The 23,161-nt window shown below is 73.8% G+C and carries 20 protein-coding genes and 1 pseudogene; 10 read left to right on the top strand and 11 right to left on the bottom strand.

Annotated elements, in window-relative coordinates; translation table 11 throughout:
- Both ACGFQC_RS14870 and ACGFQC_RS14865 read left to right on the top strand, forming a co-directional pair.
- Window positions 1-259, top strand: a pseudogene (locus tag ACGFQC_RS14870) (sugar ABC transporter ATP-binding protein); the annotation flags it as partial.
- 25 nt (window positions 260-284) lie between these two features.
- Window positions 285-872 carry a GNAT family N-acetyltransferase gene (locus ACGFQC_RS14865; RefSeq protein ID WP_363092153.1) on the top strand — a complete coding sequence of 196 codons (588 nt, stop codon included), beginning with the start codon at window positions 285-287 and terminating at the stop codon, window positions 870-872.
- Here ACGFQC_RS14865 and ACGFQC_RS14860 read toward each other — a convergent pair.
- Window positions 850-1,296 (bottom strand): GNAT family N-acetyltransferase, encoded by a 447-nt coding sequence (locus ACGFQC_RS14860; protein ID WP_363092154.1) that lies wholly within the window; start codon window positions 1,294-1,296, stop codon window positions 850-852. The two genes, ACGFQC_RS14865 and ACGFQC_RS14860, sit on opposite strands and share 23 nt — an antisense overlap.
- A gap of 220 nt (window positions 1,297-1,516) precedes the next feature.
- On the opposite strand from ACGFQC_RS14860, the gene ACGFQC_RS14855 reads away from it, so the two are divergent.
- The gene (locus ACGFQC_RS14855; protein WP_363092155.1) at window positions 1,517-2,761 is read left to right on the top strand and encodes a serine hydrolase domain-containing protein; all 1,245 of its coding nucleotides are present in this window, start codon (window positions 1,517-1,519) and stop codon (window positions 2,759-2,761) included.
- A gap of 94 nt (window positions 2,762-2,855) precedes the next feature.
- Here ACGFQC_RS14855 and ACGFQC_RS14850 read toward each other — a convergent pair whose 3' ends face one another.
- From ACGFQC_RS14850 to ACGFQC_RS14840, 3 genes are all read right to left on the bottom strand, one after another.
- The gene (locus ACGFQC_RS14850; RefSeq protein ID WP_363092156.1) at window positions 2,856-3,860 is read right to left on the bottom strand and encodes a Gfo/Idh/MocA family oxidoreductase; all 1,005 of its coding nucleotides are present in this window, start codon (window positions 3,858-3,860) and stop codon (window positions 2,856-2,858) included.
- Window positions 3,861-3,941: 81 nt separating this feature from the next.
- Window positions 3,942-4,754 (bottom strand): SDR family oxidoreductase, encoded by an 813-nt coding sequence (locus tag ACGFQC_RS14845; protein WP_363092157.1) that lies wholly within the window; start codon window positions 4,752-4,754, stop codon window positions 3,942-3,944.
- Between the two features lie 15 nt (window positions 4,755-4,769).
- Entirely contained in the window at window positions 4,770-5,918 is a 1,149-nt protein-coding gene (locus tag ACGFQC_RS14840; RefSeq protein ID WP_363092158.1) for a phytanoyl-CoA dioxygenase family protein, read from the bottom strand.
- A gap of 142 nt (window positions 5,919-6,060) precedes the next feature.
- Between ACGFQC_RS14840 and ACGFQC_RS14835 the strand changes: the two genes are divergently transcribed.
- Entirely contained in the window at window positions 6,061-7,092 is a 1,032-nt protein-coding gene (locus ACGFQC_RS14835; RefSeq protein ID WP_363092159.1) for a LacI family DNA-binding transcriptional regulator, read from the top strand.
- A 153-nt stretch (window positions 7,093-7,245) separates the two neighbouring features.
- On the opposite strand, the gene ACGFQC_RS14830 is transcribed toward ACGFQC_RS14835, so the two are convergent.
- The gene (locus ACGFQC_RS14830) at window positions 7,246-8,406 is read right to left on the bottom strand and encodes a Gfo/Idh/MocA family oxidoreductase (protein ID WP_363092160.1); all 1,161 of its coding nucleotides are present in this window, start codon (window positions 8,404-8,406) and stop codon (window positions 7,246-7,248) included.
- 143 nt (window positions 8,407-8,549) lie between these two features.
- Entirely contained in the window at window positions 8,550-8,894 is a 345-nt protein-coding gene (locus tag ACGFQC_RS14825) for a cupin domain-containing protein (protein WP_363092161.1), read from the bottom strand.
- A 201-nt stretch (window positions 8,895-9,095) separates the two neighbouring features.
- Here ACGFQC_RS14825 and ACGFQC_RS14820 point away from each other — a divergent pair, with 201 nt between their 5' ends.
- The 6 genes from ACGFQC_RS14820 to ACGFQC_RS14795 all read left to right on the top strand — a co-directional run bounded on the left by ACGFQC_RS14820 (window position 9,096) and on the right by ACGFQC_RS14795 (window position 15,008).
- Window positions 9,096-9,746: a GntR family transcriptional regulator gene (locus ACGFQC_RS14820; protein WP_363092162.1), complete on the top strand. Its 651-nt coding sequence runs from the start codon at window positions 9,096-9,098 to the stop codon at window positions 9,744-9,746.
- Window positions 9,747-9,926: 180 nt separating this feature from the next.
- Window positions 9,927-10,679 (top strand): PIG-L deacetylase family protein, encoded by a 753-nt coding sequence (locus ACGFQC_RS14815; RefSeq protein WP_363092163.1) that lies wholly within the window; start codon window positions 9,927-9,929, stop codon window positions 10,677-10,679.
- Window positions 10,676-11,389 (top strand): 4-carboxy-4-hydroxy-2-oxoadipate aldolase/oxaloacetate decarboxylase, encoded by a 714-nt coding sequence (locus ACGFQC_RS14810; RefSeq protein ID WP_363092164.1) that lies wholly within the window; start codon window positions 10,676-10,678, stop codon window positions 11,387-11,389. Before ACGFQC_RS14815 ends, ACGFQC_RS14810 begins: the two co-directional genes overlap by 4 nt.
- A gap of 68 nt (window positions 11,390-11,457) precedes the next feature.
- Window positions 11,458-12,534, top strand: a complete 1,077-nt coding sequence (locus ACGFQC_RS14805) for a 4-oxalomesaconate tautomerase (protein WP_363092211.1) — start codon at window positions 11,458-11,460, stop codon at window positions 12,532-12,534.
- Entirely contained in the window at window positions 12,531-13,481 is a 951-nt protein-coding gene (locus ACGFQC_RS14800) for a catechol 2,3-dioxygenase (protein WP_363092165.1), read from the top strand. The genes ACGFQC_RS14805 and ACGFQC_RS14800 overlap by 4 nt, the downstream gene beginning before the upstream one ends.
- 195 nt (window positions 13,482-13,676) lie before the next feature.
- The gene (locus ACGFQC_RS14795; RefSeq protein ID WP_363092166.1) at window positions 13,677-15,008 is read left to right on the top strand and encodes an aromatic acid/H+ symport family MFS transporter; all 1,332 of its coding nucleotides are present in this window, start codon (window positions 13,677-13,679) and stop codon (window positions 15,006-15,008) included.
- Between the two features lie 138 nt (window positions 15,009-15,146).
- On the opposite strand, the gene ACGFQC_RS14790 is transcribed toward ACGFQC_RS14795, so the two are convergent.
- Genes ACGFQC_RS14790 through ACGFQC_RS14770 form a run of 5 tightly spaced genes read right to left on the bottom strand, consistent with a single transcriptional unit; the run spans window position 15,147 to window position 23,155 of the window.
- Window positions 15,147-16,205, bottom strand: coding sequence for a class I SAM-dependent methyltransferase (locus ACGFQC_RS14790; RefSeq protein ID WP_363092167.1), 1,059 nt, complete (start codon window positions 16,203-16,205; stop codon window positions 15,147-15,149).
- Window positions 16,202-17,365: a glycosyltransferase gene (locus ACGFQC_RS14785; RefSeq protein WP_363092168.1), complete on the bottom strand. Its 1,164-nt coding sequence runs from the start codon at window positions 17,363-17,365 to the stop codon at window positions 16,202-16,204. The genes ACGFQC_RS14790 and ACGFQC_RS14785 overlap by 4 nt, the downstream gene beginning before the upstream one ends.
- Window positions 17,362-18,216, bottom strand: a complete 855-nt coding sequence (locus ACGFQC_RS14780; protein WP_363092169.1) for an alpha/beta hydrolase — start codon at window positions 18,214-18,216, stop codon at window positions 17,362-17,364. The genes ACGFQC_RS14785 and ACGFQC_RS14780 overlap by 4 nt, the downstream gene beginning before the upstream one ends.
- Window positions 18,217-18,218: 2 nt before the next feature.
- The gene (locus ACGFQC_RS14775) at window positions 18,219-18,536 is read right to left on the bottom strand and encodes an acyl carrier protein (RefSeq protein ID WP_363092170.1); all 318 of its coding nucleotides are present in this window, start codon (window positions 18,534-18,536) and stop codon (window positions 18,219-18,221) included.
- On the bottom strand, window positions 18,533-23,155 hold the full coding sequence (locus ACGFQC_RS14770) for a beta-ketoacyl synthase N-terminal-like domain-containing protein (RefSeq protein ID WP_363092171.1): 4,623 nt from the start codon (window positions 23,153-23,155) through the stop codon (window positions 18,533-18,535). The genes ACGFQC_RS14775 and ACGFQC_RS14770 overlap by 4 nt, the downstream gene beginning before the upstream one ends.
- Between the last annotated feature and the right edge of the window lie 6 nt (window positions 23,156-23,161).

Raw genomic sequence — 23,161 nt, 5'->3', positions numbered from 1 at the left:
CATCTTCATCACCCACAACCCCCACCACGCCTACATGGTCGGCGACCACTTCAGCGTCCTGCGCCTGGGCACCCTCGAACTCTCCGCCTCCCGCAGCCGGGTCGGCCTCGAGGAACTCACCCACCACATGGCCGGCGGCACCGAACTCGCCACCCTCAAACACGAACTGGCCCAGGTCCGCGGCGTCGACGTCGACGAACTCCCCGAGGAGCAGGCCCTCACCCCGCCCGCGGCGGAGGACGGCGGGAAGAAGGTCTGAGGAGGCGTCACCTAGGCTGACGGTCATGGACGCCACGCACGACACCGGCCCGCGAGCCGTACGACTGGAGGCCGGCGCCACCGCGTCGGCGCCCGCACTCCTGCTGCGCCCGTGGCGCGCCGGGGACGCCGCCGGAGTGGCCGAGGCGTACCGGGACCCGGTGCTGCGCCGCTGGGCGGCCGTGACCGTGCGGGACGAGGCGGAGGCGCTGGACTGGCTGCGGGCGCAGCACGAGGGCTGGGAGACGGGGGCGCGCCTCGCCTTCGCCGTCCTGGAGGCCCGGCCCGACGGCGGCGAGGGGCGGCTGGCGGGGCACGTCGTCCTCAAAGCGCCGTACGGTCCGGAGCCGGAGGTGGGCTACTGGACCGCCGCTCCCGCACGCGGCAGGGGCGTGGCCCCGCGCGCGCTGGGCGCGCTCACGCACTGGGCCTTCAGCACCTTCCCCGAGGTGAACCGTCTGCGACTGCTGCACTCCGCTGCCAACACGGCCTCCTGCCGGGTCGCGGAGAAGGCCGGGTACGGCTTCGACGCCGAACTGCCTCCCACGCCACCGGAGTTCCTGGCCGACGGCCACCTCCACGTACGGGTGGTCAAAGGGCCAGCTCCCGCGTGAACACCACCCGTGACTGACCGGGCCCGTTGTACTCCTCCTCCAGCCGGACGGCGAAGCCGAGGCCGCGGTGGAACCCGACGGAATCCTCGTTGCCCGGCGTGGTGACGGCCTTGAGCCGGACGGCTCCCTGGGCGCGGGCCGCCCGCGTGAAGGCGTCGTACAGGGCGCGGCCGAGGCCCGTGCCGCGGGCGTCGTCGCGGGTGGCGACCAGGTGGACGTAGCCGGTGCGGTCCGGGGTGACGAAGCCGATGAGGTGGCCGAGAACGCCGTCCGCGGAACGGGCGGCCAGACACGTCGAGCCGAACTCGTGGACCAGCGGCAGGAGGTGCAGGGCGCGCAGGTCGCGCCCGCCCCAGTAGCGGTGGTGGTCGGCGAGGGCCTCCCGGATGTCGGTGACCCGGGCCGGAGCGATCTGCGCGGACATGCGCCGATCATCGCAGGGACCCGGCGGCCGGCCCCACCGCTGACGGGCGTGCCGGACCCCCGTCTCCGGCACGACCCGCCGGACAGGCTCTGGGGCCGGGTGCGGGCCGCCGCCAGGCGGCGGCCCGCACCCGCTCCTATCCTGGTGACGATGGGCCGCGCGGCCCGTGCCCCTGGTGCGGCTGTGGCCTGCGGCGGAGTCTTCTGGTGGGAGTGAGCCCATGACGCATCCGCATGTCCGTGCGCGCAGGGGGGCCGTGGCCGCCGCCGCGGTGACGGCTCTGGTACTGCCGCTCGCGGGCGGTACGGCGGGGGCGGCGCCCCTCGTCGGGGCCACCGTCGTCGCGGCACCCTCCCCGACCCCCTCCGGCGACGCCGTCCGCGACCTCACGCCCGACGTGAAACAGCAGCTCGACCGGGCCGTCCAGCAGGTCATGAAGCAGGCGGACATACCCGGTGTGTCCGTCGGCGTCTGGACGCCCGACAAGGGCGAGTACGTGAAGTCCTTCGGCGTCGCCGACAAGGGCACCGGCCGGAAGATGTCACCCGACCTCTTCATGCGGATCGGCAGCGAGACCAAGACGTTCACCGTCACGGCCGTGCTGGAGCTGGTCGACGACGGGAAGATCGGCCTGGACGACACCATCGGCACGTACGTCGACGGCGTACCGAACGGCGACGAGATCACCCTTCGGCAACTGGCCGGCATGCGCAGCGGACTGTTCAACTACTCGATGGACGAAGGCTTCTTCAAGGCGCTGACGTCCGACCCGGACCGGCCGTTCACGCCGCGGGAACTGCTCGACTACTCCTTCAAGCACCCGGTGCTGTTCCAGCCCGGCGCGGAGTTCGACTACTCCAACACCAACCTGATCCTGCTGGGCCGGGTCGTCGAGAAGATCAGCGGACAGACCCTCGCGGACTACATCCAGGAAAACGTCCTCGACCCGGCAGGCCTGGACGACACGAGCTTCCCCACCGGCAACGAGTTCCCGCAGCCGCACTCCCAGGGCTACACGAACCAGACCGCGACCGGCAAGGTCGAGGACGCGGCCGACTGGAACCCCTCCTGGGGCTGGGCCGCCGGCGCGATGATCTCCAAGCTGGAGGACCTGCGGGTCTGGGCGCGGACCGTGGCCACCGGCCGGTTCCCCGACGGGGAAAGGATGATCAGCCCCGCCACCCAGAAGCAGCGCCTGATCACGCCGTCCATGCCGGTCCCCGGTTCGGGTTACGGGCTCGGCATCTTCGACGTGCAGGGCTGGATCGGCCACAACGGCTCCCTGCCGGGCTACCAGTCCCTGACCGTCTACCTGCCGTCGGCGCAGGCCACCCTCGTCGTCGTGCTGAACACCGACATCAGCTACAAGAACGAGGAGCCCAGTACCCTCTTCGGCAACGCCATCACGAAGATCATCTCGCCGGACCACGTCTTCAACCTGCCGGCCCAGCCGGCCCCGAGGTGAGGGAGCCGTCCGGCCCCGAGGTGGGGGAGCCGTCCGGCGGCGAGGTGAGGAAGGTGTGCGGCGGCGAGCAGGGTACCCGCCGCCCGTACACCGGTCAGGCGGCGCGCACCTCCGCGATCGTCACCGGCCGGTGCTCGTGCAGCGACAGCGTGCACGCCTCCGCGATCCAGCCGGCCTCCAGGGCGTCCTCGACCGTGCACGGTGAGGGCCGGGTGCCGGCCACCACCTCGGTGAACGCGGTGAGTTCGGCCCGGTAGGCGGCGGTGAAGCGGTCCATGAAGAAGTCGTGCGGGACACCGGCCGGGAAGGTCACGCCCGGCTCCACCGAACGCAGCGGCAACTTGTCCTCCAGACCCACCGCGATGGAGTCCTGGAAGCCGTGGATCTCCATGCGGACGTCGTAACCGCGGGCGTTGTGACGGGAGTTGGAGACCACGGCGATCGTGCCGTCGTCCAGGGTGAGGACCGCGCCCGTGGTGTCGGCGTCGCCCGCCTCCCTGATGAAGTCCGCGCCCCGGTTCCCGCCGACCGCGTACACCTCGCGCACCTCGCGGCCGGTGACCCAGCGGATGATGTCGAAGTCGTGCACCGAGCAGTCCCGGAAGATGCCGCCCGACGCGGCGACGTACGCGGCCGGCGGCGGCGCCGGGTCCAGGGTGGTCGACCGCACGGTGTGCAGGGTGCCCAGCTCACCGGAGCGCACGGCGGCGCGCGCGGCGACGAACCCGGCGTCGAAGCGGCGGTTGTAGCCGATCTGGATCGGCACGTCCCTGCCCCGGACGGCCCGGAGCACCTCGACGCCCTCCCGCATGGTCCTCGCGACGGGCTTCTCGCAGAAGACGGGCACACCCGCGTCGACGGCGGCCAGGATCAGCGCCGGGTGGGCGTCGGTGGCGGCGGCCACGACGATGCCGTCCACCCCGGCCGCCAGCACGGCCTCCGGGGAGTCCGCGACCTCGGCACCGAACCGGTCGGCGGCGGACTTGGCGGCCTCGGCGAACGGGTCGGCGACGACGAGCGACTCGACGGCGTCGAGTCCGGACAGGGTCTCGGCGTGGAAGGCGCCGATGCGGCCGAGGCCGAGAATGCCGATACGCATGGGGGTGCAGCTCCTTGGAGGTCGTACAGGGGAGGTCGTGCAGGGGAGAGGAGAGCGGAGGAGAGGAGAGCGGAGGAGGGGCTAGTCGAGGCCGCCGAGTACGTTCTGGTCCCAGTCGATCACCGAACCGGTGACCACGCCGGACCGGTCGGACAGCAGGAACACCACGAAGTCGGCGATCTCGTCCGGTTGGCCGAGCCTGCCCATCGGCAGCCGGGCGGCCGCCCGCTCGCGCCAGTCGTCCCCGGCGCCGTGGAAGGCCCGCTGGGTCGCGTCCTCGCCCTCGGTCGCCGTCCAGCCGATGTTCAGGCCGTTGACGCGTACCCGGTCGAAGCGGTGGGCGTGCGCCGCATTGCGCGTGAGGCCCATCAGGCCCGCCTTGGCGGCGACGTACGGGGCGAGGAACGGCTGCCCGCCGTGCGCCGACGAGGTGATGATGTTGACGACGGTGCCGGGCGCGCCGCGGCCCACCATGTCCGCGACGGCGGCCTGCATGGCGAAGAACGGCGCCTTGAGGTTGATGGCGATGTGCTGGTCGAACAGCTCGGGCGTGGTGTCCAGCAGCGTGCCCCGTGAGGTGAGCCCGGCGGAGTTCACCAGGCAGTCCACCCGGCCGTACGCCTCGACCGTGCGGGCCACGGCGGCCTTGGCCTGGGCGGCGTCCGCGAGGTCCGCCCGGACGAACACCGCCGTGCCGCCGGCCGCGGCCAGCTCCGCGACCAGCGCCTCGCCCGGCTCCGGACGGCGGCCGGTGACGGCCACCACCGCGCCCTCGCGGACGGCGGCCCGCGCGATCGCGGCGCCCACACCCTGGCTGCCGCCGTTGACGAGCACGACCTTGTCGCGGAGGAGTCCCCCGGAGGGGGAGGGGTCGTCGGAGGGAAGGGGTCCCATGGAGGAAGGGTCCTTTCAGCTCGTGCGCCGCTCGGCGCCCGCCCGCAGCGCGTCCCGCAGGGTTTCGGGGGTCCAGGTCTCGCGCAGTGCCCGCCGCACGGTGTCCGCCTGAGACGGCGGGGCCAGGCCGTCGACCGGCGGGTCGCTGTCGAGGTTGGTGGGGAAGGGGTAGCCCTCGGCGCACACGGCGATCACCCGCTCCAGCCAGGCCGGGTCGGTGCCGTCCGCGGCGCGCTTCAGCAGCACCGGATAGACGGCGTCGGTCACCGCCGCCCGGTCCACCGTCTCCATGGCCCGGCCGAACGCGGAGGACACCTGGAGCAGGTTGGCCGTGCGGCGGACGCCGGCGGAGCGGTTGGTGCCGGCCGCGTGGAACAGCGCCGGGTTGAAGAAGACGGCGTCGCCCTTCGCCAGGGGCAGCTGGACGTGCCGCTCCTCGAAGTACGCGCGGAACTCCGGCAGCCGCCACGCGAGGTAGCCGGGCTCGTACGCCTGGGAGTACGGCAGGTACATCGTCGGGCCGGACTCCACGGGCATGTCGCAGTGGGCGACGGCGCCCTGGAGAGTGAGCACGGGGGAGAGGCGGTGGACGTGCGCCGGGTAGGCGGCCGCGGCCTCGTTCGAGAGGAACCCCAGGTGGTAGTCGCGGTGCGGACTCTGCGCGGCGCCGCCCGGATTGACGACGTTGACCTGCGAGGTGACCTGGTAGCCGGGGCCGAGCCAGGCCCGCGAGACCAGCGCCAGGACGTCGTTGGCGTAGTAGTCGGCGAACGCCTCCGGGTCGTGGCGGGCCGCCTTCTCCAGCGCGTTCCACACGCGGTCGTTGGCGCCGGGCTTCGCGAAGTGGTCGCCGGCTGCCCTGCCCGACGCCCGCTGCCCGGCGATCAGGGCGTCGAACACGTCGGTCAGCCGGTCCACGACGGCCGTCTCGGGGAAGGCGCCTTGGACGACCACGACGCCGGGCCCGTCGGTGAGGGCGCGGACCAGCTCGGCCCCGACGTCCGGGGCGCTGCCCCCGCGCAGCCGGTCGCCGTCGTACACGAGGACGTTCCGCTCCACGCGGGAGGCGTGCGGATGGTCGGCCGCGTCGGTGCCGCGTTCGACCAGCGCGCGGAAGGCGTCGAGGTCGCAGTCCCGCTCGGACAGCCAGGGGGTGAAGGACATCGTCGTCCTCTCGGTGACGAGGGTGGTTCGGGGATGAGAGCGGTTCGGTGACGAGGGGGGTTCGGTGCTGTCATTCTTGTCAGTACAAACCCCTCGAACAACCAGCAGGAAGCCATCAAAAACCCCTCAAGGAGCCGCCGACATGGGACATCCCTTCCCGATCCGCGAGATCGCCCGCCAGGCGGGGCTCAGCGAGGCCACCGTGGACCGGGTCCTGAACGCCAGGGGAGGGGTGCGCGAGAGCACCGCGCGGGAGGTCCGCCGGGCGATCGCCGACCTCGACCGGCAGCGCACCCAGGTCAGGCTGGTCGGCCGCACCTTCATGATCGACATCGTCATGCAGACGCCGGAACGGTTCTCCACCGCCGTGCGGGCCGCCCTGGAGGCCGAGCTGCCGTCGCTGCGCCCGGCGGTCGTCCGTTCCCGCTTCCACTTCCGGGAGACCGGGCCCGTCGCCGAGCTGGTCCGCACCCTGGACCGGATCGCCCGGCGCGGCTCGCAGGGCGTGGTCCTCAAGGCCCCGGACGTCCCCGAGGTCACCGCCGCCGTCGGCCGGCTCACCGAGGCCGGTGTCCCGGTGGTGACGCTCGTGACCGACCTGCCCGCCTCCGCCCGCCTCGCCTACGTCGGCATCGACAACCGGGCCGCCGGAGCCACCGCCGCCTACCTCATGGGCCAGTGGCTGGGCGAGCGGCCCGGCAACGTGCTCACCAGCCTCAGCAGCGGGTTCTTCCGCAACGAGGAGGAGCGCGAGATGGGCTTCCGCAGCGCCATGCGCGCCCGCCACCCGCACCGCGCGCTCGTCGAGATCGCCGAGGGCCAGGGCCTCGACGCCACCCAGTACGACCTGGTGCGCGCCGCCCTCGAACGCGACCCGGAGATCCGCGCCGTCTACTCCATCGGCGGCGGCAACATCGCCACCCTGCGCGCCTTCGCCGACCTCGGCCGCGCGTGCGCCGTGTTCGTCGCCCACGACCTCGACCACGACAACACCCGCCTGCTGCGCGAGCACCGGCTGTCCGCCGTGCTCCACCACGACCTGCGCCAGGACATGCGCGAGGCCTGCCACGCCGTGATGCGCGCCCACGGCGCGCTGCCGCCGGCCGGGCCCGTGCTGCCGTCGGCGATCCAGGTGGTGACGCCGTACAACCTGCCGCCGACCGCCATCGGGTGACGGTATACGGAATGCTGTCCACGGTCGTCGGGTGACGGCGTGCGCGATGCCGCCGACCGTCGTCCGATGGCGGCGTACAGCACGCCGTCGGCCGCCGTCGGACGACTCCGTGCGACCGCGGCCGCCCGCCACGGTGAGCACGGCACCGGCGCGCTATCCCGCGGGGACGTCCACCCAGCTCCCGCTCGCGGCCGAACGGGCCATCGCGTCCAGTACGGCCGCACTGCGCACGGCGTCCGTGAGGGTCGCCCCGTACGGGGTGTCCTCGGCGATCGAGCGGAGGAAGCGGTACGCCTCGATCACCTTCAGGTCGTCGTAGCCCATGGCGTTCGCCGCGCCCGGCTGGAAGGCGCCGAACTCACCCGCGCCGGGACCGACGTACACCGTGCTGACCGGCTGGTCCTGGTACGTGGTGCCGCGGCTGACCGCCAGCTCGTTCATCCGGCGGAAGTCCCAGGACACCGCGCCGCGCGTGCCGTGCACCTCGAAGCCGTAGGAGTTCTGCTCGCCGACCGAGACCCGGCAGGCCTCCAGGACACCGCGGGCTCCGGAGGCGAACCGGAGCAGGCAGCTGACGTAGTCCTCGTTCTCGACCGGCCCCCGTACGCCGCCCGTGGCGAGGGTGTGGCCTGCGGTGGTGCCGGTGGGGCGGGCCCGCTCGGGGACGAAGACGGCCGTGTCGGCGGTCAGCGAGGTGATCTCGCCGAGCAGGAGGCGGGCCAGGTCGGCGCCGTGCGAGGCCAGGTCGCCGAGGACTCCGCTGCCGCCGCGCTCACGCTCGTAGCGCCAGGTCAGGGCGCCGTCGGGGTGGGCGGCGTAGTCGCTGAAGAGACGGATGCGGACATGCGTGACCGCGCCGATGTCGCCGGCGGCGATCAGTTCGCGGGCCGCCTCGACGGCGGGCGCGTTGCGGTAGTTGAAGCCGACCGCACCCTGGACGCCGGCCTTCGTCACCGCGTCCGCGACCGCGCGGGCGTCGGCGGCGGTGAGGCCCACCGGCTTCTCGATCCACAGGTGCTTGCCCGCCTCCGCCATCGCCACACCGATCTCGCGGTGCAGGAAGTTCGGCGCGGTGATGCTGACCGCCGCCACCCGCGGGTCGGCGGCGACCTCCCGCCAGTCGCGCACCGCCGAGGCGAACCCGTACTGCCCGGCGGCCTCCTCGGCCAGGCCCGGCACCTCCTCGGCGACCGCGATCAGCTCGGGCCGCAGGGCGAGCCGTGGAAAATGGTGCGGCACGCGCGCGTACGCCCGCGTGTGCACACGGCCCATCCAGCCGAACCCGACGACGGCGACACCCAGCGGATCACTCACGGCAGCAGCCCCTTTTGGACCGGTCCACACTTTGTCCAGGTCACCCTGATCTCCCGTTTTCCGGGGTGTCAAGGCCTGCTACCACCGGGTGGCCCGTGGAGCGGCCCACCGCACGGTCGGGCGTCCCGCGACGGACGGCGCCGTCAGAGACTGATCGCGTACGCCTTGCGCAGGGTCTCGTGCACGGTCCACGTCGTCAGGTCGCCGGCCCGCAGGACGGCCATGTCGCCTGGCCCGACGCGCAGCGTGGGCCCGCCCTCGACCTCGACGGTGGCCGAGCCGCTGACCACCACGAACAGCTCGTCCGCCTCCGTGTCGGTGACGACGCCGGGCATGATCTGCCAGATCCCGCGGATCTGCCGCCCGTCCGGCGACTCCCACACCACCTTGCCGGTCACCTCGGGAGTCCCGGACACGATCTGCCCCGGGTCGAGCGGCTCGGGTTCGAGATCGGCGTCGGGGACGTGGAGAGCGAAGCTGGGTGTCATGGGGCGACCTTGACGAGGCGGTGCACCGGCGGGGGCCGACACTGTGTGCGGTATCGGACGGCGTCCCGGGACACATCGTCGCGCGGCGGCCTCGGGCCGCGTCTGCACGGCAGGCGTGACGGCAATAGGGCGAACAAAATTGTTGACAATGTTGTTTGGCTAGATTTAGGTTCGACAGGCACTCACTCAGGGAGGGCAACGATGCCGAAAGAAGCCCGTCCGAGCACCGGGGAGCAGGCCAGGCAACATGCGCTCGCGCAGTTGCGGCAGGCGATCCTGCACGGCGAGATGGCACCGGCGCAGCGGCTGGTGGAGAACGAGCTCGCCGAGCAGTTCGGTGTGACGCGGGCCAGCATCCGCGCCGCGCTCATCGATCTGGAGTCCCAGGGGCTCGTCGAACGGATCCGCAACCGCGGCTCGCGGGTGCGGGTGGTGAGCGTGGACGAGGCGGTCGCCATCACCGAGTGCCGGATGGTCCTCGAGGGGCTGTGCGCGGCGAAGGCGGCCGTCGCGGCCAGCGACGACCAACTGGACCGGCTGACCGACCTCGGCACCGCGATGAGCAAGGCCGTGGCCGCCGGCGAGCCGGTGACCTACTCCGAGCTGAACCACGAACTGCACGTCCGCATCCGGGAGTTCTCCGACCAGCGGACCGCGCAGGAACTGCTGGAGCGGCTCAACGCACAACTGGTCCGGCACCGCTTCCAGTTGGCGCTGAGGCCGGGGCGTCCGCAGCAATCCCTGAACGAGCACCTGACCATGATCGAAGCGATCAGGGCCAGGGACCCGCAGGCGGCCGAGGCGGCCGTCCGCGCCCACCTCACCAGCGTGATCGAGGCACTGCGCGACTGATCACGGCTGCGCGGGGCGGGCGCCCACCTGTCACCACGGCGACCGAGCCGAAGGGTGCGCGCCGGTGTCCGGAGCGCGAGCGTGCGTGGGGCCCACGGGGCCGACCGCACGCTCGTGGTCCTCCGCGGACACCGGCGGGAGCGCTCCAAAGGCGAGTCGCCCCACAAGGGAGATTGCAGCATGACCCAGGCCACAGCGCCCGCCCGCCCACCCCGATCGACCCTCGTCGTCACCGCGCACGCCGGTGACTTCGTGTGGCGGGCGGGCGGCGCCATCGCCCTGGCCGCCTCGCGCGGGGAGAAGGTCACCATCGCGTGCCTGACCTTCGGCGAGCGCGGCGAGTCCGCCAAGGCGTGGCGCGAGGGCAAGCAGCTGGACGAGATCAAGGCGATGCGCCGCGACGAGGCCGAACGCGCCGCCGCCACCCTCGGCGCCGAGGTGCGTTTCTTCGACGCGGGTGACTACCCGCTGGTCGCGACCGCGGAACTGACCGACAAACTGGTCGAGGTCTACCGTGAGACCCAGCCCGACGTCGTCCTCACCCACCCCGCCGAGGACCCGTACAACGGCGACCACCCGGCCGCCAACCGGATGGCCCTGGAGGCCCGTGTCCTCGCCCAGGCCATCGGCTATCCGGGCCCCGGCGAGATCATCGGCGCTCCGCCCGTCTTCTGCTTCGAGCCGCACCAGCCCGAGATGAGCGGCTTCCGGCCCGAGGTCCTCCTCGACATCACCGAGGTCTGGGAGACCAAGCGCAAGGCCATGGAGTGCCTCGGCGCCCAGCAGCACCTGTGGGACTACTACACCGACCTCGCCGTCCGCCGCGGCGTCCAGCTCAAGCGCAACGCGGGTCCCAACCTGGGCCTCGCGCACAAAACGATGGCCGAGGCCTACATGCGCCCCTACCCGCAGATCGCGAAGGAACTGGCATGAGCGGCGTGATCGTCACCGGCCCGCCGAAGGCGGATGCGCAGGACGTCGAGGCGCTGGCCGCCTTCGGGGTGGCCACCGTGAGCGAGGCGATGGGGCGAACGGGCCTGCTGGGCCCAAAGATCCGGCCCGTCCAGCAGGACGTACGGGTCGCGGGCACCGCCGTCACGGTGCTCAGCTGGCCCGGCGACAACCTGATGATCCACGCGGCCGTCGAGCAGTGCGGCGAGGGCGACGTCCTGGTCGTCACCACCACCTCGCCGTCCACCGACGGCATGTTCGGCGAACTGTTCGCCACCGCGCTGCGACAGCGGGGCGTGCGCGGCCTGGTCATCAACGCCGGCGTCCGCGACACCCGGGAACTGCGCGAGATGGACTTCCCGGCCTGGTCCCGTGCCGTGTGCGCACAGGGCACGGTGAAGGCCACCGGCGGCTCGGTGAACGTCCCCGTCGCCGTCGACGGCCAGGTGATCCGCCCCGGTGACGTGATCCTCGCCGACGACGACGGTGTCGTGGTCGTCCCGCGCGAACGTGCCCGCGCCGTCGCCGAGGCGTCCGAGGCCCGCGAGGCGAAGGAGGCGAAGTCCCGCGCCGCGTTCCTCGAGGGCGAACTCGGACTGGACCGGTACGGGTTGAGGGACACGCTCAAGCGGCTCGGCGTCGAGTACCGGACGTACGAGGAGTACGTGTCGGACGCGGGGGAGTCCTCGTGAGCGGTGTGCCCGGGGCGGGCGGTGGGCCCGGGGTGGGAGGCGCGCCCGAGGAGGTGCCGTGCCTGCTGATGCGGGGCGGCACGTCCAAGGGCGCCTACTTCCTCGCCGCCGACCTGCCGACCGAACCGGCCCTGCGGGACGACCTGTTGCTGCGGATCATGGGCAGTCCCGACGAGCGCCAGATCGACGGCCTGGGCGGCGCCCACCCGCTCACCAGCAAGGTGGCGGTGGTCTCGCCCTCCACCGGCCCGGACGCCGACGTCGACTACCTGTTCCTCCAGGTCGCGGTCGACCGTGCCGAAGTGACGGATCGTCAGAACTGCGGGAACGTCCTCGCCGGCGTCGGCCCGTTCGCCGTCGAGCGCGGACTGGTCCCGGCGGGCCCGGACGAGACCTCGGTCCGCATCCGCATGGTCAACAGCGGCGACCGGGCCACGGCGACCTTCCCCACCCCCGGTGGCCGGGTGGACTACACCGGCGAAGCGGAGATCTCCGGTGTGCCGGGTGCCGCGGCGCCCGTGCTGATCGAGTTCCCGCCGGGCCCGAACCCGCTCCTGCCCACCGGCAGCGTCCGCGAGGAGATCGACGGCGTCCAGGTGACCTGCGTGGACAACGGCATGCCGACGGTCCTGATCGCCGCGACCTCCCTGAAGGTCACCGGCTACGAGCCGCCCGCCGAGCTGGAGGCCGACCGGGACCTGGCCGACCGGCTGCACCGGATCCGGCTGGCGGCGGGCCGCCGGATGGGGCTCGGGGACGTGACGGACGCCACCGTGCCCAAGCTCACGCTGCTCGCCCCGCCCCGCGACGGCGGCGCCGTCACCACCCGCACCTTCATTCCGGTGCGCTGCCACCCCTCCATCGGAGTGCTCGGCGCGGCGGGTGTCGCGGCGGGCCTTCGCATCGAAGGCGGCGTCGGTGCCGATCTGGCGGACCTCGAGCCCGGCAGTGACCGGATTCGCATAGAACATCCCACCGGATTCCTGGACATCGAAAGTAGCCTCGGCGCCACCCCCGAAGGCCTGCCCTCCGCCCGCCGCACGGCCGTGGTCCGCACGGCCCGCAAGATCTTCGACGGCACCGTCTTCCCGCGGTCCGCCGGGACGGCACCGATCCACCCGCACCCCCTTGGAGGTCCACGATGACTCCGCCGCTCGGCGACATCGCGCACATCGGCCACGCCCAGCTGTTCACCCCGGACCTGGACGCCAGCGTCGGCTTCTTCACCGACTACCTGGGCCTCACCGTCAACGGTCAGGACGGCGACACGGTCTACCTGCGCACCTTCGACGACTACGAGCACCACAGCCTCGTCCTCACCGCCCGTGACACCCCCGGCCTCGGCCGGCTCGCCCTGCGCACCTCCAGCGAGGAGGCGCTCCGGCGCCGGGTCGAGGCGGTCGAGGCGGCGGGCGGCGCCGGCCACTGGGCCGAGGACGAACCCGGCCTCGGCAAGCTGTACGTCACCACCGACCCGGACGGCCACGAGCACGCCCTGTACTGGGAGAGCGAGCACCACCGGGCCCCCGACGAGCTGAAACCGGCGCTGAAGAACCAGCCGCAGGCCAAGCCCAACCGCGGTGTGGGCGTGCGACGGCTGGACCACGTCAACTTCCTCGCCGCCGACGTCCTCGCCAACGCCGAGTTCCAGCACCACGTCCTCGGCGCCCGGCCCACCGAGCAGATCCGGCTCGACAGCGGGAAGATCGCGGCGCGCTGGCTGACGTACACGAACAAGTCGTACGACGTCGTCTACACCTCGGACTGGACCGGCAGCGCCGGGCGGCTGCACCACGTCGCCTTCGCCACCGACACCCGAGAGGACATCCTGCGCGCCGCCGATCTCGCCATCGACAGCGGTGTGTTCATCGAGACGGGGCCGCACAAGCACGCCATCCAGCAGACGTTCTTCCTGTACGTCTACGAGCCCGGCGGCAACCGGATCGAACTGTGCAACCCGCTCACCCGCCTGGTGCTCGCGCCCGACTGGCCGCTGATCACCTGGACCGAGGAGGAGCGCAAGAAGGGCCAGGCCTGGGGCCTGAAGACCATCGAGTCGTTCCACACGCACGGCACCCCGCCGGTCGCGTAACACCCCTTCCGGGCGCCACGGACGACCCTTGGGGACTCCCCTGCCGGCTCTCCGGCGGCCTGTCGACGGCTCTTGCCGGGCCCCGCCGCCCCGACGCGGGACCGATCGCCGATGAGATTGTTGACAAAAGTGTTGACGAAAATCGCCGCAGGTCCTTAGCGTCGGGGCACCCCGCCCGTACGAGAGGAAACAAAGATGTCCTCCTCCCCCTCCCCCCTGTCCGCCCGCGGCAGCAGACTGGCCTTCCTGGCCGTCGGCCTCTGCTGGCTGGCCGTCCTCTTCGACGGCCTGGACATGTTCATCTACGGCTCGGTCCTCCCGCACCTGCTGGAGACCAGGACCTTCGGCCTCACCCCGGACCAGGCCGGCGACCTCGGCAGTTACGCCACCTTCGGCATGCTGATCGGCGCGCTCACCGCGGGCACGGTCGCCGACCGGATCGGCCGCAAGAAGCTGATGGTCGCCTGCGTGACCCTCTTCTCGCTGGCGTCGGGCCTGTGCGCCCTCGCCGACGGCGTCGCCGTCTTCGGCCTCGGCCGGACCCTCGCCGGCATCGGCCTCGGGGGACTGCTGCCGACCGCGATCAGCATGGTCTCCGACTACGCCCCGCGCGGCCGCGCCGCCATCGTCATCGGCCTGCTGATGACCGCCCACCACGCCGGCGGCATCCTCTCCGCCTACGTCGCCAAGTGGCTCATCGACCCCGTCGGCTGGCGCGCGGCGTTCTGGGTGTGCGTGCTGCCGCTGCTGTTCGCCCCGGTCCTCGCCCGGTTCCTGCCCGAGTCGCTGAGCTTCCTCGTCGCCAAGGGACGGACCGAGGAGGCCCGCGCGCTGGCCGCCCGCCACGACGTCGAACTGCCCGCCGCCAAGCCGGCCGAGGCGGGCGCGGGCGACCGCTGGACCAACCTGGTCGGCCTCTTCCGCGGCGGCGAGTGGACCCGGACCCTGCTGTACTGGCTGGCGTCCTTCGGCGGTCTGCTCCTGGTCTACGGCGTCGCCACCTGGCTGCCCACCCTCATGCGCGCCGAGGGGTACGAACTCGGCTCCGCGCTGTCCTTCGTGGTCGTCTTCAACCTCGGCGGCATCGTGGGCATGCTGGTCGCCGGCCGGGCCGCCGACCGTTTCGGCGCCCCGCGCATCTCGGCGATCTGGTTCGCGCTGACCGCCGCCGGCGTGTACCTGCTCAGCATGCACATGCCGATGACGGTCACGATGGTCGTCGTCTTCCTCACCGGCGTCTTCCTCAACAGCGCCCAGACGATGATCTACGCGACGGTCTCCATCCGCTCCGCCCCGGACACCCGCGCCACCGCGGTCGGCTGGACCTCGGGCATGGGCCGCTTCGGCGCCGTCTTCGGCCCGTGGCTAGGCGGTCAGCTCCTCGCCTCGGGCCGGGGCGACTGGGGGTTCACCGCCTTCGCGCTCGCCGGTGTCTCCTCCATGGTCTTCATCGGGATCGCGGCCCTGCGCACCCCGCGGACGGCCGCCCGGGACAGCCCGCGCGAGCAGCCGCTGGCCGCGCACTGACCGGCCGGGCAGCCGGTCAGGGGCTGCCCGGCCGTCGGAGGCGACGACGGACGCCGGCCACCGCACCGCAGAGGTGCCGGTGGCCGGCGTCCGGCGTACCGCAGAGGTGTGAGCCGCGGGGCGAGCCGCCCCCGTCCCTCAGTCGCGCCGCGCCACGATCCGGTAGGCGTTGGACAGGCCCAGCCGGTGCGACAGCGGCCGGACCGCGAACCGGTCGAGGAGGGTGCCCGCGACCAGCGCAGGGACACCGGCGAGGAACAGCGCGGCCCGCAGCGCGCGGCGTGCCCGGCCGGGCGGCTCGGGCAGCCAGGGCGCGTCCTCGCGCGGCGCCGCACGGTCCAGCGCCAGCCAGACGGCCGCCAGCAGGTCCACCGGGTCGTGCGCCTCGGCGTGCTGCTCCGCGACCACCGTGAACCCGAGGTCCGCCAGCCGCTCCCGCAGGTTGGCGACCGGCACGAAGTGCAGGTGCTGCGGCTGGAGCCACGGCAGCCACCACCGCCCGAGGAGGCGCGCGTACCGGCTTTCCGGGTCCGGGACCTCGATCAGCAGGTGCCCGCCGGGCCGGACGGCCTCCCGGGCCGCGCGCAGTTCCCGGTCGGGGTCGGTGCTGTGCTCCAGGTAGTGGAACATGCTCACCACGTCGTAACGGGCGGCCAGCTCGGGCGCGAGGTCGGGGAAGGCGCCCCGGTGGCCGTGCCGCACCCGGCCCTCGCGCTCGGCGATTTCGACGCCGTCGGTGAAGTCCAGTCCGTCGAACACCGTGCCCGGCAGCACCTGGGCGGCGACCGCGCAGAAGTGCCCGTGCCCGGTGCCGACGTCCAGCCACGTCTTCGGCCCGGCGTCGTGCGGCAGCATCGACTCGGCCCGTCCCCGGTACATCCTCGCGCGCCCGCCGAAGGTGTCGCCGAGCTTCTTCTCGCCGAGCCCGTCGTAGAAGTCCCGGTAGTAGAACTCCAGCCCCTCCGGGCCGAGCCGGGGGTTCTGGAAGGTGTGCCCGCAGTCCTCGCAGCGGTCCAGGACGAACCGGCCCGGCTTGTGCTGGAGCAGGTCCGTGGTCCGCAGCCGCGTGGTCAACCGGGCCGAGCCGCACCAGGGGCAGTCGGTGCGGCGCGGCTCGAAGAAGCGTTCCACGCCCGCCGCGAGATCGTCCCGGTAGCCGGGCCGCAGCGCCGCGATCCGCTCGGTCTGGTCGCTCATCGCATCTCCTCGGCGAGTTCCTCGAGACGGTCCGCCGCGGCGGACGCCCCGCCGGCGGCCCGGAAGGCGGCCCCGATCCGCTCGGCCGCCGCCCGGTGGCCGGGCGCGTCCAGTACGGCGTCCAGGGCCGCGCCCAGCCGTTGTGCGCCGACGCGGCCGAACCGCACCCGCACCCCGGCCCCCGCGTCCGCGACCTGCCCGGCCACCACCGGCTGGTCGTCGCGGATGGGGGCCACCACCAGCGGGATGCCGTGCCACAGCGCCTCACACACCGTGTTGTGCCCGGCATGGCAGACGACCGCGGCCACCCCCCGCTCCAACAGGGCGAGTTGGGGAACGGACGGGACGACCAGGACGTCCTTGTCACCGGTCGGCGGCGGCCGCAGGGTGCCGCCGGGATCGACGACCACCCCCTGCACGCGGTCCGCCCGTTCGCGCAGCGCCGCCACGCACACCTCGAGGAAGCGGCCGCCGACGTCGGTGTTGGCCGTGCCGAGCGTCACCAGCACGGCCCTGCGTCCGGCGTCGAGCCACTCCCAGGGGAAACCGGCCGCGGCGGGCCGGGCCGCGATCGAGGGGCCGACCCAGCGGACGCCCTCGGCGGGGCCGGCCAGCTCCGGCGCGCTGAAGGCGAGGACGAGGTGCGGCGAGAACCGCGGATCGGCGCCGCCGGCCGGGTTCCCGACCGAGGCCCGCAGCCGCCCGAGCCGTTCCTCCAACCACGCGCGGACCTTCGGCAGCCCCGCCAGCGGATCGGTGAACTCGGCGGAGGTGGTCGCCGAGGTCGCCCACGGCACGCCCAGGCGTTCCGCGACCAGGGCGCCCGCGAAGGCCTGCTGGTCGGCGACCACCACGTCCGGCCCGAACCGCTCCACGGCCGCCCGCACCCCCGGCGCCATCGCCTCGGCGAGCGGCAGCAGGTACCACTCCCACAGGAACCTCAGCGCCTCGGGTCCGCGCAGCTCGGGCGGCCGGCTCCCGGCCGGCGCCCCGGCACAGGCGAACACCTCGGCGCCCGGCCCCGCCAGCCGCCGGACCAGCGCGGGATCGGGGCACGCCCACGCCACCTCGTGCCCCCGGCCGGCGAGGGCGGCCGCCACGCCCACGGCCGGGTTGACGTGCCCGGTCAGCGGCGGCACCACGAACAGGTACCGGCTCACCGGACCTCGGCCCCCGCCCGCTCGGCCTCCCGCGCGGGGGCGCCTGCGCGGCCGCCCGGCCCCTCGGCCTCCCGCACCAGCGCCAGGACGTGGCCGCCCACCGTCGCGGCCGCCTCCACCAGCACCGAGTGCTCGTGTCCCGGGATCACCACGGTCCGGCAGTCCGGCAGCAACGCCTCGAGCCAGGGCGCCAGTTCGGCGAGATCGGAGTCGCCGCCGTAGACGCCGAGCACCGGGCAGCGCACCGCAGTGATCTGATCCTCCGTCAGTACCCGGCTGGCCGGGATGTCCCTGCCCAGCGTGGTGTCGCGGGCGAGGCGGGCCGCGCCCCTGGCCAGCCGGGCGGTGTTGTGGCCGCGGTGCGCGGTGATCCAGGCGATGGCGTCGGGCTCGTTGTGCGCGAGCTGCGTCATCACCCGGTCGAGGATGCCGCCCAGTTTCACCGCCCAGGCGGCGGTGGCCGGTTCGGACTCGACGAGGGTGACGCTCGCCGCCCGCTCCGGATGCCGGGCCGCGTAGCCGAACGCGACCGTCCCGCCGTAGGAGTTGCCGACCAGGTGCACCGGGCCGCGCACCGCGAGGCGGTCGAGGAGCGCCTCCAGGTCGTCGACGTTGTCGTCCAGGGTGTAGCCGTCGGCGGGGCGTTCGCTGCGGCCGTGGCCGCGCAGGTCGTACATGACCACGTCCAGGCCCGCGGCGGCGAACGCGGGGGCCACGGTGAAGTAGTGGCTGGCCAGGCTGTCGGTGAGCAGGCCGTGCACCAGCACCACGGTGGCGGTGGCCGGCCGGCCGTCGCGGGGGCCGAGCCGCTGCACGTGCAACCGGACGGTGCCGGTGTCGACCATGGCCATCGTCAGCTCGCCTCCGCGGTCTTCAGGCTCGCCACGACGTACTCGACGAGCCGTCCGACGGTCAGCTCGATGATCTCGTCGAACTCCATGCCGGCCAGGAACTCGGCGAAGTTGACCCGGTCGCCGTACCGCTCCTGGAGCAGCCCGGCCAGGGTGACCAGGTCGATGCTCTCCAGTTCCAGGTCCCGGTTGAAGGTGGTGTGCGGGCCGATCTCGACGTCGTCGAGGCCGTACTCGTCCGCCATGAGCCGGCCGAGCATCTCCGTGAGGTCGGCGAGGACGGCCGCCTCGTCGGCGGCGACGGGGGTGTGGGGGGTCATCGGTCGTACTCCTTCGCTTCGGTGGGGCCCGTCGTCCAGGCCACGACGTACGCGCGGTCCGGCAGGCGGGACGGGTTGGCGGCCGGTGCGCAGTGCACGGTGTAGGCGCGCTCCAGGCGGCCCGCGACGGTCAGCCGGTCGCCGGCCGGGGCGGCGTCGAGGACGGCGAAGTCCCGCGGCCGGCCTCGCAGCCCGGTGCCCTCCGCCTTGGCGACGGCCTCCTTCGCCGCCCAGAAACGCGTGAACCACCATGCCTCGGAGCCCTCGGAGCCCTCGGAGCCCTCGGAGCCCTCGGACGCCCCGTCGGACGTCAGCGCGCGCAGCAGCCGCAGCTCGTCCCGGCCGAGGACGGCGGCCAGGGTCTCGGGCGTCCGGTCCGTGACCTCCTCGATGTCGATGCCGGGACCCGGCCACGGCGTGTGGGGCCGCACGATCGCCACGCCCGCCTCCGCGCAGTGCGCCAGCGACACGTCCAGCGGCGGCAGGACCCGGCCGTGCGCACCGGTGACGTACGGCCGGCCCACCTCGTCGTTGTGCACCCGCAGCTCGGCCGGGAAGACCGGCCCCTCGCCCCGGTCCCACAACCACCGCCGTACGGCGTCCTTGACGGCGATCCGGCCCAGCAGCCACTGCCGGCGGCCCCGGGGGGCGTGCTCCGCGTACTGCGCGCGCTCCGGACCGGCCAGCGAGTTGCGCATGATCAGCTCGCGGGACGCCAGATCGGGCCAGCGTTCGTGGAGCAGCGACCAGCCGCCCGGACGGGCCTCGGAGAGCGTGTGGCGCTCCGGGAAGCGCTCGACGGGACGGGTCCTCGGGTCGTTGTCGAAGCGGCGGTCCTGCCAGCCGTGCAGCTGCGCCCACACCGTGCCGCCGACGGTCAGCTGGACGTCGGCCTCCAGGAAGGTGTCGGTGAGCGAGGTGATCCGCACCAGGCATCCCACCGGGGTCCCGGGCGCCGGATGCGGTCCGTGGAAACGCATCTCGCGCATGCCGACCGGGAAGACGACGGTGCGTTCCGTGCGGGTCGCCATGATCCAGTAGCCGAGGATCTGGCCCACGTTGTCCAGCAGGGCGCCGGGCGCGGACGGGGTGGTGATCACGCCCCGGACGTGCCGGTCGCCGATCGCGGTGAGCTCGGTGACGCCCTGGAACGCCGGACCGTGGAACATCCAGCGCTCGGCGTACAGCTGGCCGGCCGTGTGCTCGGGGGCCCGCTCGGCGGCGGTGCCGGCCGGCCAGGGGGCGGGCGGGGCCGGGTGGGCGGCGGCGAGTTCGACGGTGGCGCGGGCCCGCGGACCGAAGGAGACCGCCAACCGGTCGGTGCCCTCGGGGACCGCGGTGACGGGGACGTCGACGGCGGGGGTGGCGGTGAGCCACTCCTCGAACCGCGCCCCGTGCACGGCGACCGGCACCCGGCCGGGCGCGGCTTGCCGTGCCGTGTCCATGATGTGCTGCACGATCGTCGTCGCCGGAACCACCGGCCACCGGTCGGAGACGTCCGGCCAGCCGGGCCGCTGCGGGAAGAAGCAGTGGTCCAGGAGGTACGGCATCGTGTCGGGGGAGACCCGGACGGTCGTGCGGTACGGGGCGAGCGGCGGCGGGGTGAGCGGTCGCCCGGTGAGCGGCGGCCGGGTGAGCGACGGCGGTGCGGCGGGATGCCCGGCGCGGGCCGGTGCGGTCAGGAGGGCGGCCGCGGTGTCCGCCGTGTCCTGGAGCAGCGCGGACAGCTCGGCGGCGACCGGCGAGCCGGGCACGAGGGCGTCGAGGGAGCCGAGGGCGGCGGTCGCGGGGCTCGCCGTCCGCCCCAAACCGGCCCGCAAGGAGCCCAGTCGGTCGGGCGGGAGCGACACCAGGCCGCTGCCCAGGTCCAGTTCGACCGGCTGCTGCCGGGTCCGTACGGTCCCGGTGCGCGCCGCCGGTGCCGGCACCGGTGCCACCTCGGCGCCCGCCGCCCACAGCGCGGTGGCGACCCGGCGGAGCTGGGCGAGGCCGGTGCGGTGCGGGGAGTTGGCGGCGACGACGAGGTGGTCGTGGCCGCCGAGCGTGTCACCGACGAGGGAGCCGAGCTGCCCCGGCCCCACCTGGACGAACACCCGGTGGCCCGCCGTGTGCAGGGCCTCGGCGAGTTGCCGGAAGCGGACCGGTTCCAGCAGGTGCCGGACGAACAGCTCCCGCACCCCCGCCTCGTCCTCGGGGAAGGGCGCGGCGGTCGTCCCCGACCACACGGGGGTGTGCGGCGGGTGCAGCCGGAACCGTCCGGCGGCCTCCCTGATCGGGCCGAGGTGGGGTGCCAGCATCGGCGTGTGGAAACCGGAGCGGAACGGCAGCACCTGGCTCAGCACACCCCGGGCGCGGAAGTCCCGCACGAACTCCCCGACCGCCTCGTCCGGGCCGCACACCATCGACTGGCCGGGCGCGTTGTCGTGCGAGAGCACCAGACCGGCCCCGGCCCACCGCTCCTCCCGCAGCGCGGCCAGCACGCGCTCCGCGGGCGCGCCGACCGCCCCGAAGGCAAGGCCCGGCACGGTGAGGGCCCCGGGGTCGAAGTCCGCCATGAAGGCGTCGACCTCGTCCCCCGCGTACAGCCCGCCCGCCGCCATCGCCGTCCACTCGCCGAGGCTGTGCCCGGCGACCGAGTCCGGCACGATCCCGGCCCGGCGCAGCGCCGTGTCGAGGAGACGGCCGACGGCGACGACGCCCAGCCCGTACCGGCCGAGGTCGCGGGCGCCGTCCTCGGCGACCACGGGCACGGGCAGCCCGAAGTGGTCGGCGATGTCGTCCACCCGGGGGGTGAAGTCGCCCTCCAGGCCGGGGAAGAGGAAGGCCAGTTTGCCACCGCCCGCGCCCAGCAGGGGGCCGGGCCGGAACCAGACGTCGCTGCGGCCGTGCCAGGCACGCCCCTTGGTGACCGCGCGACGCGCCAGGGCGAGCCGCTTGTCCGTCGGGCCGACGATCCCCAGCCGGATCGGCCCGGCCTGCGGACCGGGACGGGCCGGATCGAGTCCGGCGGCGCGCACGGCACCGTCGTCGGCGTCGAGCAGGGCGGCCAGTCCCTCCGGCGAGTCGGCGGCCAGCAGGAGCACCGGCTCGGTTTCGGTGACCTGCGGCACCGGACGGTCGGCGACCGGGCCGCCGCGCCCCGACGCCGGGCGGGCGACTGCCTGGCCGCGGCCCTCCGGCACCGGGCGGGCGGCGACCGGGCCGCGGGCCCCCGGCGGCTCCTCCAGCACCACGTGCGCGTTGATCCCGCCGAACCCGAACGCGTTGACCGCGGCCCGCCGCACCGGCTGGTCCGGGGAGGTCTCCCAGGGGGCGGCCTTCTCCAGCGTGCGGAAGCGGGTGCGGGCCAGCGCCGGGTGCGGGTCCTCGCAGTGCAGGGTCGGCAGCAGCGTCGCGTGGTGGACCGCGAGGGCCGCCTTGACCAGTCCGGCGACGCCGGCGGCCGGCATGGCGTGCCCGATCATCGACTTGACCGAGCCGAGCACCGCCTCGCCGTCACCGGGTCCGAACACATCGGCCAGCGTGGCCAGTTCGGCCCCGTCACCGGCCGGGGTGGCAGTGCCGTGCGCCTCCAGCAGTCCGATCGCGCCGGACGCGGCCGGATCGAGCCCGGCCGCCCGCCACGCCTGCCGCACGGCCTGTGCCTGGCCGCCCGGATCGGGGTTGACGAGTCCGGCCGCCCGGCCGTCGCTCGCCACGCCGGTGCCCCGGACGACGGCGTAGACCCGGTCGCCGTCGCGTTCGGCGTCGGCGAGCCGCTTGAGGACGACCACGCCCGTGCCCTCGCCGATCAGGATGCCGTCGGCGTCCCGGTGGAAGGGCCGGATGCGCTGGCTGGGGGAGAGGGCGCGCAGCTGGGAGAACACGCTCCACAGCGTGATGTCGTGGCAGTGGTGGACGCCTCCCGCCAGCATCAGGTCGCAGCGGCCGCCGGCGAGTTCGCCCACCGCCTGGTCGACGGCGACCAGCGAGGAGGCGCAGGCCGCGTCCACCGTGTAGGCGGGACCGCGCAGGTCGAGCCGGTTGGCGATCCGGGAGGCGGCGAGGTTGGGCACCAGACCGATCGCCGACTCGGGGCTGTCGGACCCCAGCCGGTCCGTGAACGCCTGCCGCACCCGGTCGAGTTGGCCTTGCGACAGGTCCGGCAGCAACTCGCCCAGGGTGCGCACGAGCTGGCCCGCGGTCCGCACCCGCTGGTCCAGCCGGACCAGGCCCGGGGTGAGGTAGCCGCCCCGGCCCAGGACGACACCGGCCCGCCCCCGGTCCGCCAGGCGGTCCGCGCCACCCGCGTCGTCGAGGGCGGCGGCGGCCACGTGCAGCGCGATGAGCTGGTCGGGCTCGGTCCCGGCCACCGAGTTCGGCATGATCCCGAACCGGGTGACCTCGACCTGCGCGAGCCCGTCCACGAACCCGCCCCGCCGCGCGTACACCCGGTCCGCGACCGCCGGTTCGGAGGCGGTGCCGGGACGGTAGTAGTCCGCGTCCCAGCGGCCGTCCGGCACCTCCCCGACGGCGTCCACGCCGTCCCGCAGGTTCCGCCAGTAGGCGTCCAGGTCGGGGGCGCCCGGCAGCAGCACCGCCATCCCGACGATGGCGACCGGTACTTGACGGGTCGTCACGACGGC

It is taken from the genome of Streptomyces sp. NPDC048734, from assembly GCF_043198675.1.
Classification (GTDB): Bacteria; Actinomycetota; Actinomycetes; order Streptomycetales; family Streptomycetaceae; genus Streptomyces.
Note: the sequence above shows the minus strand (reverse complement) of the source record. Positions and strands in the feature narration are given on the sequence as shown.

Bases quoted from the DNA above. Each gene is read 5' to 3' on its own strand.
- ACGFQC_RS14850 (WP_363092156.1), bottom strand. From the start codon at position 3,860: ATGCGTATCGGCATTCTCGGCCTCGGCCGCATCGGCGCCTTCCACGCC.
- ACGFQC_RS14855 (WP_363092155.1), top strand. From the start codon at position 1,517: ATGACGCATCCGCATGTCCGTGCGCGCAGGGGGGCCGTGGCCGCCGCC.
- ACGFQC_RS14865 (WP_363092153.1), top strand. From the start codon at position 285: ATGGACGCCACGCACGACACCGGCCCGCGAGCCGTACGACTGGAGGCC.
- ACGFQC_RS14820 (WP_363092162.1), top strand. From the start codon at position 9,096: ATGCCGAAAGAAGCCCGTCCGAGCACCGGGGAGCAGGCCAGGCAACAT.
- ACGFQC_RS14795 (WP_363092166.1), top strand. From the start codon at position 13,677: ATGTCCTCCTCCCCCTCCCCCCTGTCCGCCCGCGGCAGCAGACTGGCC.
- ACGFQC_RS14780 (WP_363092169.1), bottom strand. From the start codon at position 18,216: ATGGCCATGGTCGACACCGGCACCGTCCGGTTGCACGTGCAGCGGCTC.
- ACGFQC_RS14825 (WP_363092161.1), bottom strand. From the start codon at position 8,894: ATGACACCCAGCTTCGCTCTCCACGTCCCCGACGCCGATCTCGAACCC.
- ACGFQC_RS14860 (WP_363092154.1), bottom strand. From the start codon at position 1,296: ATGTCCGCGCAGATCGCTCCGGCCCGGGTCACCGACATCCGGGAGGCC.
- ACGFQC_RS14805 (WP_363092211.1), top strand. From the start codon at position 11,458: ATGCGGGGCGGCACGTCCAAGGGCGCCTACTTCCTCGCCGCCGACCTG.
- ACGFQC_RS14775 (WP_363092170.1), bottom strand. From the start codon at position 18,536: ATGACCCCCCACACCCCCGTCGCCGCCGACGAGGCGGCCGTCCTCGCC.
- ACGFQC_RS14840 (WP_363092158.1), bottom strand. From the start codon at position 5,918: ATGTCCTTCACCCCCTGGCTGTCCGAGCGGGACTGCGACCTCGACGCC.
- ACGFQC_RS14835 (WP_363092159.1), top strand. From the start codon at position 6,061: ATGGGACATCCCTTCCCGATCCGCGAGATCGCCCGCCAGGCGGGGCTC.
- ACGFQC_RS14790 (WP_363092167.1), bottom strand. From the start codon at position 16,205: ATGAGCGACCAGACCGAGCGGATCGCGGCGCTGCGGCCCGGCTACCGG.
- ACGFQC_RS14810 (WP_363092164.1), top strand. From the start codon at position 10,676: ATGAGCGGCGTGATCGTCACCGGCCCGCCGAAGGCGGATGCGCAGGAC.
- ACGFQC_RS14800 (WP_363092165.1), top strand. From the start codon at position 12,531: ATGACTCCGCCGCTCGGCGACATCGCGCACATCGGCCACGCCCAGCTG.
- ACGFQC_RS14845 (WP_363092157.1), bottom strand. From the start codon at position 4,754: ATGGGACCCCTTCCCTCCGACGACCCCTCCCCCTCCGGGGGACTCCTC.
- ACGFQC_RS14815 (WP_363092163.1), top strand. From the start codon at position 9,927: ATGACCCAGGCCACAGCGCCCGCCCGCCCACCCCGATCGACCCTCGTC.